We start from the raw sequence: 13,974 nt of genomic DNA, 5'->3' as shown, positions 1-13,974 counted from the left end.
GAGTTCTCAAGGAACGGACGCTTCCTTTGTACTCACCCTCTCGGGCTTTCCTCCGGGCGCTTCCCTTCGGTCTTGCGTTTCCGACTCTATCAGACTCTTTCGGGCCTGACTCCCAGTCAGCGGGGTTTGTCTTCCCGGCCGTTGGGCCGTTCCGACGTCTCAAACTTTAGCGGATCTTCCCGGCAGTTCCTAATCGGGCCGCCGGACCCAAATCGAATTGAATTCGGGCACGCCGAATTCATCCCGGCTGGGAGATCGTGCTGGTGGTTTGATTGCCGCTGAAGCGGCGGAGGTGCCGTCGCAGAACCGTTCCGGTCCCGTGACAACTCGAAGTACTCTACGGATCCGCCAGGGCCGTGTCAACCGACCCTGTCAAGATCTTTTAATCGAGGTCGCTGAGCCGGCCGCCCGCGTCCGGCTGGGCGTCCTCCACCCGTCGCAGCAGACGGGTCAGCACCTCACCCAGGACACCACGGTCCTCGGTGGAGAGGTCCTGGAGCAGGTCCTCCTCGAAGACCGTGGCGAGACGCATCGCCTCCAGCCACTTCTCCCGGCCGTCGTCCGTCAGCTCGACGATGACGCGCACGCGGTTCGACTCGTCGCGCTCCCGGGTGACCAGCCCCTCCGCGACCATCCGGTCGATGCGGTGGGTCATGGCGGCCGGGGTGAGGCCGAGACGCTTGGCGAGCTCGCTCGGGCCGAGACGGTACGGGGCGCCGGCCAGCACCAGCGCCTTCAGGACCTCCCACTCGGCGTTGCTGATGCCGAGCGCCGCGGTCTGGCGGCCGTAGGCGACGTTCATCCGCCGGTTGAGGCGGGACAGCGCCGAGACGATCTTCTCGACCTGGGGGTCGAGGTCCTGGAACTCGCGCTGGTAGGCGGCGATCTGTTCTTCGAGTGTCGGCTCGCTGACGCCGGGGGTGTCGCCCATGGCCCGAGTATCGCACGACGCCGCTTGGTGTCGAAGTCCTTCAAGGTGTAGAGTTCAACTTCGAAATTTAGCTTTGAAGTCTTCAGGCTTGCATCCATGCGTGGGCAACGTGTCACGGACACGGAGCGCGGCGGGGCGGCCGGTACGGCTTCACGACCAAGGCAGGTGAAAGTGACCAGGGCGATGGGCGCAGCGATGCGCCGGATCCACGTGGGCAACGCGCTCGGCGCGTTCGGGCTCGGCTTTACCGTCCCCTTCCTCTACGTCTACGTGGCGGAGGTACGGGGACTCGGCTCCATGACGGCGGGCGTCGTGCTCGCCGTCTTCGCCGTGGCCGCTCTCGTCGTGCTGCCGTTCGCGGGCCGGGCGATCGTCCGGCGCGGTCCGCTGCCGGTCCTGCTCACCGCGCTGGTCACCGCCGCCCTGGGCGCGCTGAGTCTCGGTCTGGCGAACACCGCGACGACCGTGGTGCTGTCGGCGGCGGCGCTGGGTGCCGGACAGGCCGTCATGCAGCCGTCATTGGCGACGATGATCGTGGACTGCTCCTCCGCGGACACCCGCTCGCGCGCCTTCGCGACCCAGTTCTTCCTCCAGAACCTGGGCCTCGGCGTCGGTGGTCTCATCGGCGGCCACATCGTCGACCCGGACCGGGCGGGCTCGTTCACGCTGCTGTTCGCGATCGAGGCGGCGATGTTCCTGGTGCTGGTCGTGATCATGGCGACCATCCGGATGCCGCGCGCGCCGCGGATCGACGGGAACGCTCCGCGCTCCAGGGGCGGGAGCTGGAAGGAGCTGCTGGGCAACCGGGCCATGGTGCAGCTCTCCGTGCTGGGCTTCGTGCTGTTCTTCGCCTGCTACGGACAGTTCGAGTCGGGTCTTTCCGCGTACGGCGTCGAGGCCGCCGGGATCTCCACGTCCGCGCTCGGCACGGCGATGGCGGCGAACACGGCCATGATCGTGGTCGCGCAGTTCGCGGTGCTGAAGTTCGTCGAGCGCCGCAAGCGCTCGCGCGTGATCGCGGCGGTCGGGCTCATCTGGGCCGTCGCCTGGGTGGCGGCCGGTTACGCGGGCCTAGGGCACGGCAGCCAGACGATGGCCACGGCGGCCTTCGTCTCGACGTACGCGCTCTTCGGGCTCGGCGAGGCGATGCTGTCGCCGACGGTCGCCCCGCTGGTCGCCGATCTGGCGCCGTCGGGCATGGCGGGTCAGTACAACTCGGCCTTCGCCCTGGTGAAGCAGCTCGCGCTGGCGATCGGCCCGGCGGTGGGCGGTCCGATGGGGGCCTCGCTGCACGGCCCGTACGTCGTGACGTTCCTGCTCTTCTCCCTCGGCATCACCGTCCTGGCGCTGCGGCTCGGACGGCGTCTCACCCCCGTACAGAATCAGCCGTGGCTCGCGAAGAGCCGGGTGGTCGCACAGGGCGGGGCTCCGGCCGAGCCCGTACCCGCGGCCGCCTGACCGCCTGGCCGTCGGGCCGGGGGACGGGACTCGCAGCCGTACGAAAGGGCCGCCATCACGGAGGGACGTGGTGGCGGCCCTTTCGTGTGCGTGGCCTCAGCGGACGCCGGTCAGCAGGTTGGCGGTGAAGGGGAGGGTGGCGGTGCCGTCGGGGGCGGTGTGCCCGGCGAGCCGGGTGTGGACGGCCCGTCCGGCGCGCAGGAGGGTGTCCTCGCCCGCCGTGTCGACGATCGCCTGTCCCCAGGATGTGGACGACAGCTGGCCGGGGGCGTAGGCGTCCAGGGGCGGGAAGGCGATGCCGAAGGTGACCCGGCGGACGGCGACGTCGTGGAAGCCGGCGTCCGCCAGGGCGGCGGAGAGACGTTCGGGGGTGCCGGAGAACGCACCCTCGTAGTTCGCCGCGAGTTCCTTGCCCCCGAACTCCTCGACCGCCTCGTACTGGGCGACGAAGTACGGGATGAGGTCCCTGGCGGCCCATGCGGTCGCGGCGAAGCGGCCGCCCGGGCGGGTCACCCGGGCCACTTCCGCGAACGCCGTGCCGAGGTCGGGGAAGAACTGGACGCCCTGCTGGCACACGACCGCGTCGAAGGCCGCGTCCTCGTAGGGAAGCGTGTCGGCCGAGGCGACGGTGAACTCGATGTCCGGATACATGCGGGGCGCGTGTTCCGCGGCCACGCCGATCATGCCCGCGTTGACGTCCGCTCCCGAGACCCGGCCGGTGGGGCCGACCCGGGCCGCAGCCGCGCGGGCCGCGAAGCCGGTGCCGCAGGCCAGGTCGAGCACCTTGGCGCCGGGATACAGGTCGACCGCGTCCAGGATCGCCTCCACGAAGGGCGCCATGAACGGCGCCGCGTACCGCTCGTAGCGCTCGGGGCCACTTCCTTTGAGCTGAAAGCCCGATTCGTCTGCCATGGGGAGCTCTTAGCACCGGGCGGTCCTCCCGGCCAGGGGACGCGCGGAACACGCCCGTGGGCAGGGCCGCCCGTAGGAGGCCGCGCGGACCCGGCCGGCGGACCCCTTCCAGCCCGGAACCTCATTCTGTTCGCGTTGGCGTTGGCGTCCCGGAATTCCTCCGGGGGTGCGGCGGTGGATTCCGGCGCGCGGAATCAGTTCCCCGCGCGCGGGAGCGCGAACTCGCACCACACCGCTTTTCCGCCGCCCGGTGTGCGGCGCGAGCCCCAGCCGGAGGCGATCGTGGCCACGATCGCGATGCCGCGGCCCGCTTCGTCGCCGGGCTCCGCGCGGCGGCGGCGCGGGAGATGGTCGTCGCCGTCGGTGACCTCGATGATCAGACGGCGGTCCGTACGGCGCAGCCGCAGCCGCATCGGCGGGGTGCCGTGCTGGAGGGAGTTGGCGACGAGTTCGCTGGCGGCCAGGACGCCGAGGTCGTGCAGATCGCCGGGGAAGCGCCAGCTGGCGAGCACGCCGGAGGCGAAGGCACGCGCGCGGGGTGCCGCTTCCATGCCGCCGAGGAGCTCCAGGGCCGCGTTGCGGAAGAGCTCGCCGTCGGAGCCCGTACGGGAGGGGTGCTGGAGGACCAGGACGGCGACGTCGTCGTCGTGGTCGGCGGTGACGCCGGCCGCGCGGACCAGGCGGTCGCAGATCACCTGGGGGCCGCCGGTGGCTCCGGCCAGGGCGCGTTCCAGGGAGGCGATGCCCTCGTCGAGGTCCTCGTCGCGGCGTTCGACCAGACCGTCCGTGTACAGGACGGCGGTGGAGCCGGGTGCCAGCGGCACCGAGCCGGAGGCGTGCAACCAGCCGCCGGTGCCCAGCGGCGGGCCGGTGGGTTCGTCGGCGCGGTGGACGGTGCCGTTCTCGTCGCGGACCAGGATCGGCAGATGGCCGGCCGAGGCGTACACCAGCCGTCCCTCGTTCGGGTCGTGGATCGCGTACACGCAGGTGGCGATCTGGTTGGCGTCGATCTCGGTGGCCAGGCCGTCGAGGAGCTGGAGCACCTCGTGCGGCGGCAGGTCGAGCCGGGCGTAGGCGCGGACGGCCGTGCGCAGCTGGCCCATGACGGCCGCGGCGCGGACCCCGCGGCCCATGACGTCGCCGATGACGAGCGCGGTGCGGCCCCCGCCGAGGGTGATCACGTCGTACCAGTCGCCGCCGACCGCCGCCTCCGTGCCGCCGGGCAGATAGGTGGCCGCGATGCGCAGGTCGTCGGGCTCCTCCAGCTCCTGCGGCAGCAGGGAGCGCTGGAGGGTGACGGCGGTCTCGCGCTGGCGGCGTTCGCTGGCGCGCAGCCGCTCGGCGGCCTCGGCGTGGTCGGTGACGTCGGTGGCGAAGACGAGGACGCCCTGCCCGTCGCGTTCGGCGGAGGTGTCGACGGGGGTGCAGGTGAAGGTGTACGAGCGGCCGGTCGACACCTTGCGGGACTTGACCGTACGGGGCTTGGCGCTGCGCAGGACCTGGTCGAGCAGCGGCAGCAGGCCGAGCTCGTCGAGCTCGGGCAGGGTCTCGCGCGCCGGTTCTCCGGTCGGGCGGGGTCCGAAGGCAGCCGTGTAGGCGTCGTTGACGTAGGAGACGCGGTGGTCGGGGCCGTGCAGGAGGGCGACGAGGGCGGGGACGCGGTCGAGGACCGCGCGCGCCGGGAGCCGGTCGACGGCGAGTCCGGGATCGGAGTCGTCGGTCGGCCGCTCGACGCGGGCCGCGGGCACGGAGCCTTCCCCTCGCCGGTCCGGGGCGGCCGTCCGGTCGGCCGTGTGATCGGTCCGCGCTGCGGCGCGGCGCTGCGTTCCGGGGAGCCGGGCGCTCCAGCGCGTGAAGTTCACAGTGGGGAAAGCCTCGTGTTAGAAGGGCGAGCGGTTCACCCGCCCAAAGTCGTGGACCTGTCTGGCAGTCTGACCGACCGATCTGTTTCCGTCAGACGCCGTCCCTGCCGGTGGAGTTCCTCGGTCCGGTCAGGACGACCCCTTCGGGTCGGCGGGAGGCTTTCCCCCGGCCGCCAGTTCGAACTCCGCACGGGGGTGTTCGAGTGAACCGAGGGACACGATCTCCCGCTTGAAGAGACCCGCCAGGGTCCATTCGGCGAGCACACGGGCCTTGCGGTTGAAGGTCGGCACCCTGCTGAGGTGGTAGACGCGGTGCATGAACCAGGCAGGATAGCCCCTCAGCTTGCGCCCGTAGACGTGTGCGACTCCCTTGTGCAGTCCGAGGGACGCGACCGAGCCGACGTACTTGTGGGAGTACGTCTCCAGGGGTTCGCCGCGCAGGGCGTGCGCCAGGTTGTCGCCGAGCACCTTCGCCTGGCGCACGGCGTGCTGGGCGTTGGGCGCTGTCTCCTTGCCGGGTTCCGCGGTCACGTCGGGGACGGCGGCGGCGTCTCCGGCGGCCCACGCGTGCGGGGCGCCGTCGACGGTGAGCTGGGGGGTGCACCTGAGCCGGCCGCGCTCGTTCAGGGGGAGGTCGGTCGCGGCGAGGACGGGGTGCGGTTTCACGCCGGCGGTCCACACGACGGTGCGGGTCGGGAACCGCGCGCCGTCGCTGAGGACGGCGACCCGGTCCGCGCAGCTGTTGAGGCGGGTCTCCAGGCGTACCTCGATGTTGCGCCGGCGCAGCTGGCTGACGGTGTACCTGCCCATCTCCTCACCGACCTCGGGCAGGATCCGGTCCGAGGCCTCGACGAGGATCCACTTCATGTCCTCGGGCTTGAGGTTGTGGTAGTACCGCGCGGTGTAGCGGGCCATGTCCTCCAGCTCGCCGAGGGCCTCCACGCCGGCGTAGCCGCCTCCGACGAAGACGAAGGTCAGGGCCGCGTCGCGGACGGCGGGGTCGCGGGTGGAGGAGGCGATGTCCATCTGCTCGATGACGTGGTTGCGCAGGCCGATGGCCTCTTCGACCGTCTTGAACCCGATGGCGAACTCGGCGAGTCCGGGGATGGGCAGGGTGCGCGAGACCGAGCCGGGGGCGAGCACGAGTTCGTCGTACGGGATCTGCTCGGCGCCCGCGCCCTCCTCCTCGGTGGCCAGGGTGGTGAGCGTGGCGGTCCGCTTGGCGTGGTCGATCGACCGGACCTCGCCGATGACGATCCGGCAGCGGTCCAGGACCCGGCGCAGCGGGACGACCACGTGACGCGGCGAGATCGAGCCGGCCGCGGCTTCGGGAAGGAACGGCTGATAGGTCATGTACGGGTCGGGCGACACGACCGTGATCTCGACCTCTCCCCGCTTCAGTTCGGGCTTCAACTGCCGCTGGAGGCGCAGGGCGGTGTACATCCCGACGTAGCCGCCGCCGACGATGAGAATGCGCGCACGTTCCTTCACCATCCCATGACGCACTCCGCTCCGGAGTTTGTCCACAGCCCCGACAATTTGTGTGACCGGTCGCCGACAACGTGCAGAGTTGGCCGATTTGCCGGACTCTAGGGAAAACCCGCAGGTCACGACGGTCGGAGGGGTACCCGGACAGGGCGCAATCGGGACGTACGGGGTCCGTACTCCGATCGGGGGGCGCTCTGTGCGGAACCTGCCCCTTCTGAATTGACCCCCTCTCAACTATGTTCGTGTGTCGACGGGGTGTAGGGGGATGCGCTCGGCGGGTCCGTGGGACGGGCTCGCGCAACGGCTGTTCCACACGCTCCGGTCTGTCGATGGCGGGGAGTGTCTCCGGGGGGAGACGTCATTACCGGGGGAACGCTTATGCACATTCAGGACTCTCATTGGTCTTCCGCGTCAGCCATCGCACCAGGTGGTGCGTTGAACGGCGCGGCGGCGACGAGCGGCAACGGCCGCGGTCCGGCTGACGGATCGCGCACGACGCCGCTGCGTGTGGACGCACAGCGCAATCTCGAACATGTACTGCGGGCGGCGCGCGAGGTCTTCGGCGAGCTGGGGTACGGCGCGCCGATGGAGGACGTGGCCCGGCGGGCGCGGGTCGGTGTCGGCACGGTGTACCGGCGCTTCCCGAGCAAGGACGTCCTGGTGCGCCGGATAGCCGAGGAGGAGACCTCCCGGCTGACGGACCAGGCCCGCTCCGCGCTCGGCCAGGAGGACGAGCCGTGGTCGGCGCTCTCGCGCTTCCTGCGCACGTCGGTGGCCTCGGGCGCGGGACGGCTGCTGCCTCCGCAGGTGCTGCGGGTGGGTGTGGCCGAGGACGGTCCGGAGACGGACGGGGCACGGGTGCCGCAGCAGCGGTCCCAGGCCGCGCCCGAGCTGCGGCTCGTCGAGCAGCGGCCCGCTCCCGTGGAGGAGCCGGTGATCGCCGAGGTGGACGACGCCGGGGCGGCGGCGCTGCTCGAAGTGGTCGGGCGGCTCGTCGACCGGGCGCGTGCGGCGGGCGAGTTGCGCGCCGACGTGACCGTGGCGGACGTCCTGCTGGTCATCGCGACGGCGGCACCCTCGCTGCCGGACGCGGCCCAGCAGGCGGCGGCCTCGGCCCGGCTCCTCGACATCCTGCTGGAGGGCCTGCGCTCGCGTCCGGCGTGAACCGGGCCGAGGGCCCCGGCGGAACGGCCGGGTGATTGAGCACACCGTTGCTCCCGGACACGAGTCCCGCACGACGACTCGTGTCCGGGAGCATCGCGTTTTCGGGCGGAGGCCGTCGGAACGCGACGGCCGTTCACCATTCCCCGAACGGGGGCCGGTTAGTACTGCCGAGCGACAAGTCCCCCCGGACGAGTGGTTGGTTCGAACGAAGAGGTGCCACTCGGGGACCCTGTGGCACTCTGTCCCGGTATTCGGGTCCGAGTGTGCAGGCGGGGGCTTTTCGGCGTGAGCGGCGACGGGCGGGACGAGTCACTCGGTGACGGCGGCGCCGACGGCGGCACGGAGACCGGTGGCTCACCGTCACGGCAGGTGCCGAGCCAGGGCGGCCCGCACGGCACGAGAGCGCGCGGCGATGTCCCGGACGACGGTGGCCCGCACACCACGGGCCCGCACGGTGACGCCCCGCACCTCGGGAAGCCGCACGGCCGCGCCCCGGAGGACGCAGACCCGCACGGTGACGCGATGGACGGCGCGGACACGCACGTCCCGGGCGGCACGGCCCCGGACACCGCGACCGGCCCGACCGCCGAGGCCGGTGTGCCCGCGCAGCGCGACCGCTGGGACCCGCGCGAGGCCAGTGTTCTGCCGCCCCCTCGGGAATCGCCGTCCGCGGTGGACCTCCCCCCGCCGGACGCCGGTCTGATCGAGCGGATGCGCGCGGGCGACGACACGGCCTACGAGGAGCTGTACCGCCGGCACGCCGAAGCCGTCCGCCGCTACGCCCGCACCTGCTGCCGCGACCCGCACACCGCCGACGACCTCACGGCCGAGGTGTTCGCCCGCATGCTCCAGGCCGTACGCGGCGGCAGCGGCCCCGAGCACGCCGTGCGCGCCTATCTCCTCACCACCGTCCGCCGGGTCGCCGCGCACTGGACCAGGACGGCCAAGCGCGAGCAACTGGTCGAGGACTTCGCGGTGTTCGCCGCACAGGCCGCCCGCGGCTCCGAGGTCTCCGACGACGACACCCTCGACCTCGGCGCGGACGTACGCGCGATGCACGAGGCCGAACAGTCGATGGCCATGCGGGCCTTCCGTTCGCTGCCGGAACGCTGGCAGGCCGTGCTGTGGCACACCGAGGTCGAGGACGAGTCCCCGAGCGAGGTCGCCACGCTCTTCGGCCTCGACGCGAACGGCACCCGCGTGCTCGCCAGCCGCGCCCGCGAGGGGCTCAGACAGGCCTACCTACAGGCGCACGTGAGCACCTCGCTCACCACGGACGAGGAGTGCGCCCGCTACGCCGACCGGCTCGGCGCCTTCGCCCGCGGCGGCCTGCGCACCCGCGCCGAACGGGGCCTGCGCAAGCACCTGGAGGAGTGCGCCCGATGCCGGCTGGCCGCGGGCCAGATCAAGGAAGTGGCGGGCGGGATCCCGGCGGTCGTGCCGGTCGCGGTCATCGGCTGGTTCGGTGCCGCCGGATACGCGAAGGTCCTCGCGCTCGTCGCCGGGGGCGCCGGAGCGGGTGCGGCCGGGGCCGCGGGCGCGGCGGCCGTGGCGGGCGGCGGTTCCTCGGGAGCGGGCGCCGGGGGCGGCGCAGCGCTCTCCGAGGGGCTCGGCGCGCCCGTCAAGGCGGGCATCGCGGCGGGTGTCGTCGCGGTGGCCGCGGCGGCGGTGGCGCTGGCCCTGGTCGGCAACGACGGCCCCGCCCGGCGGCCCGAGGCCCGGCCTGCGGCCTCGTCCGCCGTCGAGGCACCGGTGCCGTCACCGGCGCCCCCCAGCAGGTCCCCCGCACCCGGGCCCGTGCCACCGGCCCGGGGACCGGCCCCCGTGGCACCCCGCCCGGCAGCGGCGGAAGCCGCCCCGAAACCGGCACCGAAACCGGCACCGGCCCCGAGTCCGTCCCCCAGGCCCACCCCGGCGCCCGCGCCCTCGCCCGCTCCGACGCCTTCGCCCGAGCCGCCCTCGCCTGACCCCGTCCCGAGCCCCACCCCGACGCCTCCCCCGCCCGCCCCCACCGTCTACCGGTGGAGCGACCTGGAGTACGACGTCACCGGCGACCACACCGCACCGGAGATGCGGCTCGGCGAGAGCAGCTGGGTGTGGCAGCGCAACAGGATGAGGATCGACGACACCCGCTACGCGTACGGCGTCACCGTCCACGGCCGCTCCTCCGTCACCGTCGACCTCAACCGCGACTGCACCTCGTACGACGCCGAGGCCGGCGTCGACGATCTGATGCGGGGCCTGGGCAGGCTGCGGTTCTCCGTCTACGCGGACGGGGCCCTGCTGTGGCGGTCGCCGGTGATCGAGGGCGGCGACCCGGCGGTCCCCGTCCATGTGGACCTCACCGGCCGCCGGACGGTCCGGTTCGTCGTCGAACCCCGTCACCCGTTCGACTCGGGATCACTGGGCGACTGGGCGGAATCGACGTTCCGGTGCCGGTGACCGCCCGTCAGCCGGGGTGGGCCTCCAGCGCCCCGGTCAGGTCGCCGAGGGCCTCTTCCTGGGTGTAGCCGGCCCCCCGGGCGCGCTCCGCCGCGTAGCGCTCCGGGCCGAGGGCCGTAAGGGCGGCGGCCTCGACCCGCCGGACGTCGGCGCCCTCATGGGCGGAACGCGGATCCCCGCCGCGCCAGCCGGTGGCGGCGGCGATCAGCCGTGCCGCCGCCGCGTGGGCGCCCACCTCGGTGAGCAGCCGCGCGGCGCTCTCGACGAAGGCCGACGCCACCACGTCGGCGCACCGCACGTCCACCGCGTACCGCAGCGCGGCGGCCATTTTCCGCAGGCCCGCCAAGGGGCCGGACTCGGCGGCCGTGACCAGCGCGTCGATCCAGTTCAGCCCCGCCGTGAACTGCGGCGGCGGGGTGCCGCGCAGGCCTTCCTCCCGGGACTTCTCGCACAGTTCCCGGGCCAGGGCGACCTCCCCGCCGTCCAGGACCACCTGGGCCCGCAGCAGATGGACGAAGGCCCGGGAGTCCGTCACCCCGTAGCGGTCGGCGGCGGCGCTCGCCTCGTCCAGGGTCGCCAGGGCCAGGGAGCGCTCGCCCGCGCGGTGGGCGATCTCGGCCAGCCGCGCCATGAGGAACGGCACCTCCGCGTACGCCCCCACCTCGCGGGCGAGCCGCAGCGCCTCGTCGTACTCGCCCTTCGCCTCCTCGTACCGGCTGCGCGCCATGGCCGCCTCACCGGCCGCGCTGCACACCTGGGCGCGCATCCAGCGGTCCCCGACCCGTCGGCTGAGCACCCGCAGCTCCTCCAGGTCCTCGTCCACGCCCGGCATGCCGCCCGGGGCGTCGACGACCATGTGCGTACGGAACATCAGGGAGACGCCGATCTCCCATTCGCCTCCGTACGCACGGCAGTTGGCGACGGCCGCGTTCATCGCGGGGGCCATGTCGTCCGGGTCGCCGAGGAAGTGCGCGGCCATCGGCCAGACGATCCCCGGCATCCGCGCCGCGTCCGGACCGCCGCGCTCGAAGGCGCCCCGCACCCGCTCCACGTACTCCCGAAGCCGTTTGTCCTCCCACTCGTCCAGCGGGACGACGTCCACCTTCATGAACAGGTGGAGCATGCGGACCCGCATCCGGGCGGCGTGCAGGGGGTGCCGCTCGTCGCGCTCGGGGTGGTCGAGGAAGGAGGCCACCGGATCGACCTGTTCGAGCGCGGCCAGGAGACCGGCGGCTCCCGCTGACCCGGGACCGCTGTCCGCCGCGGCGCGGCCGTCGCCCGAGGCGTCGAGCAACGCCCCCAGCCTCAGGACGAGTTCCGTCCAGCGGATGCCCTCGTGGCGGAAGTTGCGCAGCCACCAGAACCAGCCCATGTCCAGGACCAGGGCCGCCGCCTGTTCCTCGTCCTGGGCGGTGATCGCGCGCTGGAGGGCCGCCCGGATGTTGTCGAGTTCGGTCTCCAGCCGCCGGATCCAGGGGAGCTGCCCGGCCGAGCGGAGCTGGGGCTCGGCCTCCTCGGCCAGGGCGCGCACCCACGCGCGGTGGCGCCGTTCGGCGGCGGCCAGCGCGGCGGGAGCCTCGGCGGCGCGCTCGACGGCGTACTCGTGGATGGTCTCCAGCATGCGATAGCGCATGCCGCCGCCCGTGCCGTCGGTACCATCCTCGCCGTCGGGGGTCGCGACGAGGAGGGACTTGTCGACGAGCGCGCCGACGAGGTCGGCCGCGGGACCCGTGCACACGGCCTCCGCCGCGGCCAGGTCCCAGCCGCCCGCGAACACGGACGCCTCGCGCAGCACGGTCCGCTCCCGTTCGTCGAGCAGGTCCCAGGACCAGTCGACGACGGCGCGCAGGGTCTGCTGGCGCGGCAGCACGGTCCGGCTGCCGGAGGTCAGCAGCCGGAAGCGGTCGTCGAGCCGGTCGGCGATCTGCCGCGGGGTGAGCAGCCGCAGCCGGGCCGCCGCGAGTTCGATGGCCAGGGGCAGACCGTCGAGCCGGCGGCAGATCTCGTCCACGGCGGCCGCGTCGTGCGGCGCGGTGGCGGCGTCGGGGCGCACGGCGGAGGCCCGTTCCATGAAGAGGCGGCGCGCGGAGACGGGCGGGAGCGGTTCGACCGGTCGCACCAACTCGCCGGGGACACCGAGGGGTTCACGGCTGGTGGCGAGGATCGTGAGCCCCGGGCAGCGGGTCAGCAGCGTCTCGGCGAGCCCGGCCGCCGCGTCGATCACATGCTCGCAGTTGTCAAGGATCAGGAGTCGGCCGCGCTGGGCGCAGTACTCGACGAGCAGGGCGACCGGGTCGTCCTGCGGGACCGCCATCTCGTTGGTGATCAGCGCGGTCTCGCGCAGACCGAGGGCGCTGACCACCGCGCCCGGGACCGCCTCGGGCCGGTCGAGCGGGGCCAGCTCGACCAGCCACGCCTGCGAAAGCCCGGCGGCGGCTTCCTCGGCGAGGCGGGTCTTTCCCGAACCGCCCGGTCCGGTCAGCGTGACCAGGCGTGCCCTCTGCACATCCGAACGGATGGCCCCGACCTCGCGTTCCCGCCCGACGAACGAGTTCAGACGCGGACGGAGGTTTCCGGTGCGCCCGTCGCGCGAGGGGTCGTGGGGAACGGCGGCCGGGGCGGGCACGGCTTCCCGCGGCTCCGGGGTCTCCCCCGGGGCGAGCAACGCGGCGTGCAGGTCCCGCAGTTCCGGCCCGGGGTCCGTGCCGAGACCGTCCGTCAGGGCCCGGCGTACGTCCTCGTAGGCGGCCAGCGCGTCGGCGCTGCGGCCGGACTCGCGCAGGGCGCGGATGAGCAGGGCGTGCAGCGCCTCGTCGTACGGGTGGGCCGCCGTCAGCTCCTTCAGCTCCGGTACGGCCTCGGCGGCGCGGCCGAGCCTCAGGTCCGCCTCGACGCGGCTGCGCGTCGCCTCCAGGCGCAGGGCCTCCGGGCGGGTCGCCGCGGTGCGGTCGGGGAGGTCCGCGAGGGCCGGGCCCCGCCACAGGGCGAGGGCTTCGCGCAGGCGGGTGGCGGCCGTGCGGGGGTCGTCGGCCGCGAGGGCGGTCCTGCCCTCGGTGACGAGCCGCTCGAACACGAACAGGTCCACGTCGTCCCTGGTGGCCCTGAGCCGGTAACCGCCGGGCTCCGAGGCGACGGCGTCCCTGCCGATGGTCCTTCGGAGGCGGCCGATCAGGGCCTGGAGCGCGGCGGGGGCGTCCTGGGGCGGGTCGTCCGCCCATACCTCGTCGATGAGGGTTTCCGGGGGGAGTGTGCGGGTGGGGTTCGCGGCGAGGGCGGTGAGCAGCGCGCGTACCCGGGGGCCGCCCACCGTGACGAGGGTCCCCCGGTCGTCCTCCGCCTGGGCAACCCCCAGAATCCTGTACCGCACGCCCCCATTCTCACCGCCCACCGCCCCGAGGTCACCGCCTTACCCGGGCGAGCCCACCCCCGCTGCTCCCAGCTCCCCGGCGCCGGGCCCCGCAACAGCCTTCTTTCGCCCCCTCCGCCCCTACCCGACCCGTACCCAGGGGCTCCGCCCCCGGACCCCCGCTCCTCAAACGCCGGAGGGGCTGAATCTTTCCCCGGCCGGAGCTGAAATGCGGCTGCCTCCGGCCGGAGCCGAAATGGGGACGCACCCGCAGTCGGGATCCGGGCCGTCGGGGCCGTGCCGGTACATCGATGGCCGTCGCCACCGACGGTCACGCCTCATCCAACGGCGACGGCCTGATGCACCGGCAC

Annotated in this window: 8 protein-coding genes; 3 read left to right on the top strand and 5 right to left on the bottom strand. The window is 73.2% G+C overall.

What is annotated here, in order from left to right; translation table 11 throughout:
• Positions 1-382: 382 nt before the first annotated feature.
• A complete protein-coding gene (locus ACFWI4_RS40205; RefSeq protein ID WP_387206531.1) occupies positions 383-931 on the bottom strand; it encodes a MarR family winged helix-turn-helix transcriptional regulator in 549 nt (182 codons plus the stop codon).
• A gap of 183 nt (positions 932-1,114) precedes the next feature.
• On the opposite strand from ACFWI4_RS40205, the gene ACFWI4_RS40200 reads away from it, so the two are divergent.
• Positions 1,115-2,389 (top strand): MFS transporter, encoded by a 1,275-nt coding sequence (locus tag ACFWI4_RS40200; RefSeq protein ID WP_387206529.1) that lies wholly within the window; start codon positions 1,115-1,117, stop codon positions 2,387-2,389.
• 96 nt (positions 2,390-2,485) lie between these two features.
• Here the strand turns inward: ACFWI4_RS40200 and ACFWI4_RS40195 are convergent, their stop codons facing one another.
• The 3 genes from ACFWI4_RS40195 to ACFWI4_RS40185 form a co-directional block, all read right to left on the bottom strand.
• Complete coding sequence (locus tag ACFWI4_RS40195; protein WP_387206527.1) at positions 2,486-3,301, bottom strand: class I SAM-dependent methyltransferase; 816 nt, start codon at positions 3,299-3,301, stop codon at positions 2,486-2,488.
• Positions 3,302-3,495: 194 nt separating this feature from the next.
• Positions 3,496-5,163, bottom strand: a complete 1,668-nt coding sequence (locus ACFWI4_RS40190) for a SpoIIE family protein phosphatase (protein ID WP_387206525.1) — start codon at positions 5,161-5,163, stop codon at positions 3,496-3,498.
• A gap of 129 nt (positions 5,164-5,292) precedes the next feature.
• A complete protein-coding gene (locus tag ACFWI4_RS40185; RefSeq protein ID WP_385402528.1) occupies positions 5,293-6,657 on the bottom strand; it encodes an NAD(P)/FAD-dependent oxidoreductase in 1,365 nt (454 codons plus the stop codon).
• 372 nt (positions 6,658-7,029) lie between these two features.
• Here ACFWI4_RS40185 and ACFWI4_RS40180 point away from each other — a divergent pair, with 372 nt between their 5' ends.
• Both ACFWI4_RS40180 and ACFWI4_RS40175 read left to right on the top strand, forming a co-directional pair.
• Entirely contained in the window at positions 7,030-7,815 is a 786-nt protein-coding gene (locus tag ACFWI4_RS40180) for a TetR/AcrR family transcriptional regulator (protein ID WP_387206523.1), read from the top strand.
• 285 nt (positions 7,816-8,100) lie between these two features.
• Positions 8,101-10,257, top strand: a complete 2,157-nt coding sequence (locus tag ACFWI4_RS40175; protein WP_387206521.1) for a sigma-70 family RNA polymerase sigma factor — start codon at positions 8,101-8,103, stop codon at positions 10,255-10,257.
• A 7-nt stretch (positions 10,258-10,264) separates the two neighbouring features.
• On the opposite strand, the gene ACFWI4_RS40170 is transcribed toward ACFWI4_RS40175, so the two are convergent.
• Complete coding sequence (locus ACFWI4_RS40170; protein ID WP_387206519.1) at positions 10,265-13,624, bottom strand: BTAD domain-containing putative transcriptional regulator; 3,360 nt, start codon at positions 13,622-13,624, stop codon at positions 10,265-10,267.
• Positions 13,625-13,974: the final 350 nt, after the last annotated feature.

Origin of the sequence: Streptomyces sp. NPDC127038 (assembly GCF_042725875.1) — a bacterium.
Lineage (GTDB): Bacteria > Actinomycetota > Actinomycetes > Streptomycetales > Streptomycetaceae > Streptomyces.
This window is presented reverse-complemented; position numbering and strand designations above follow the sequence as displayed.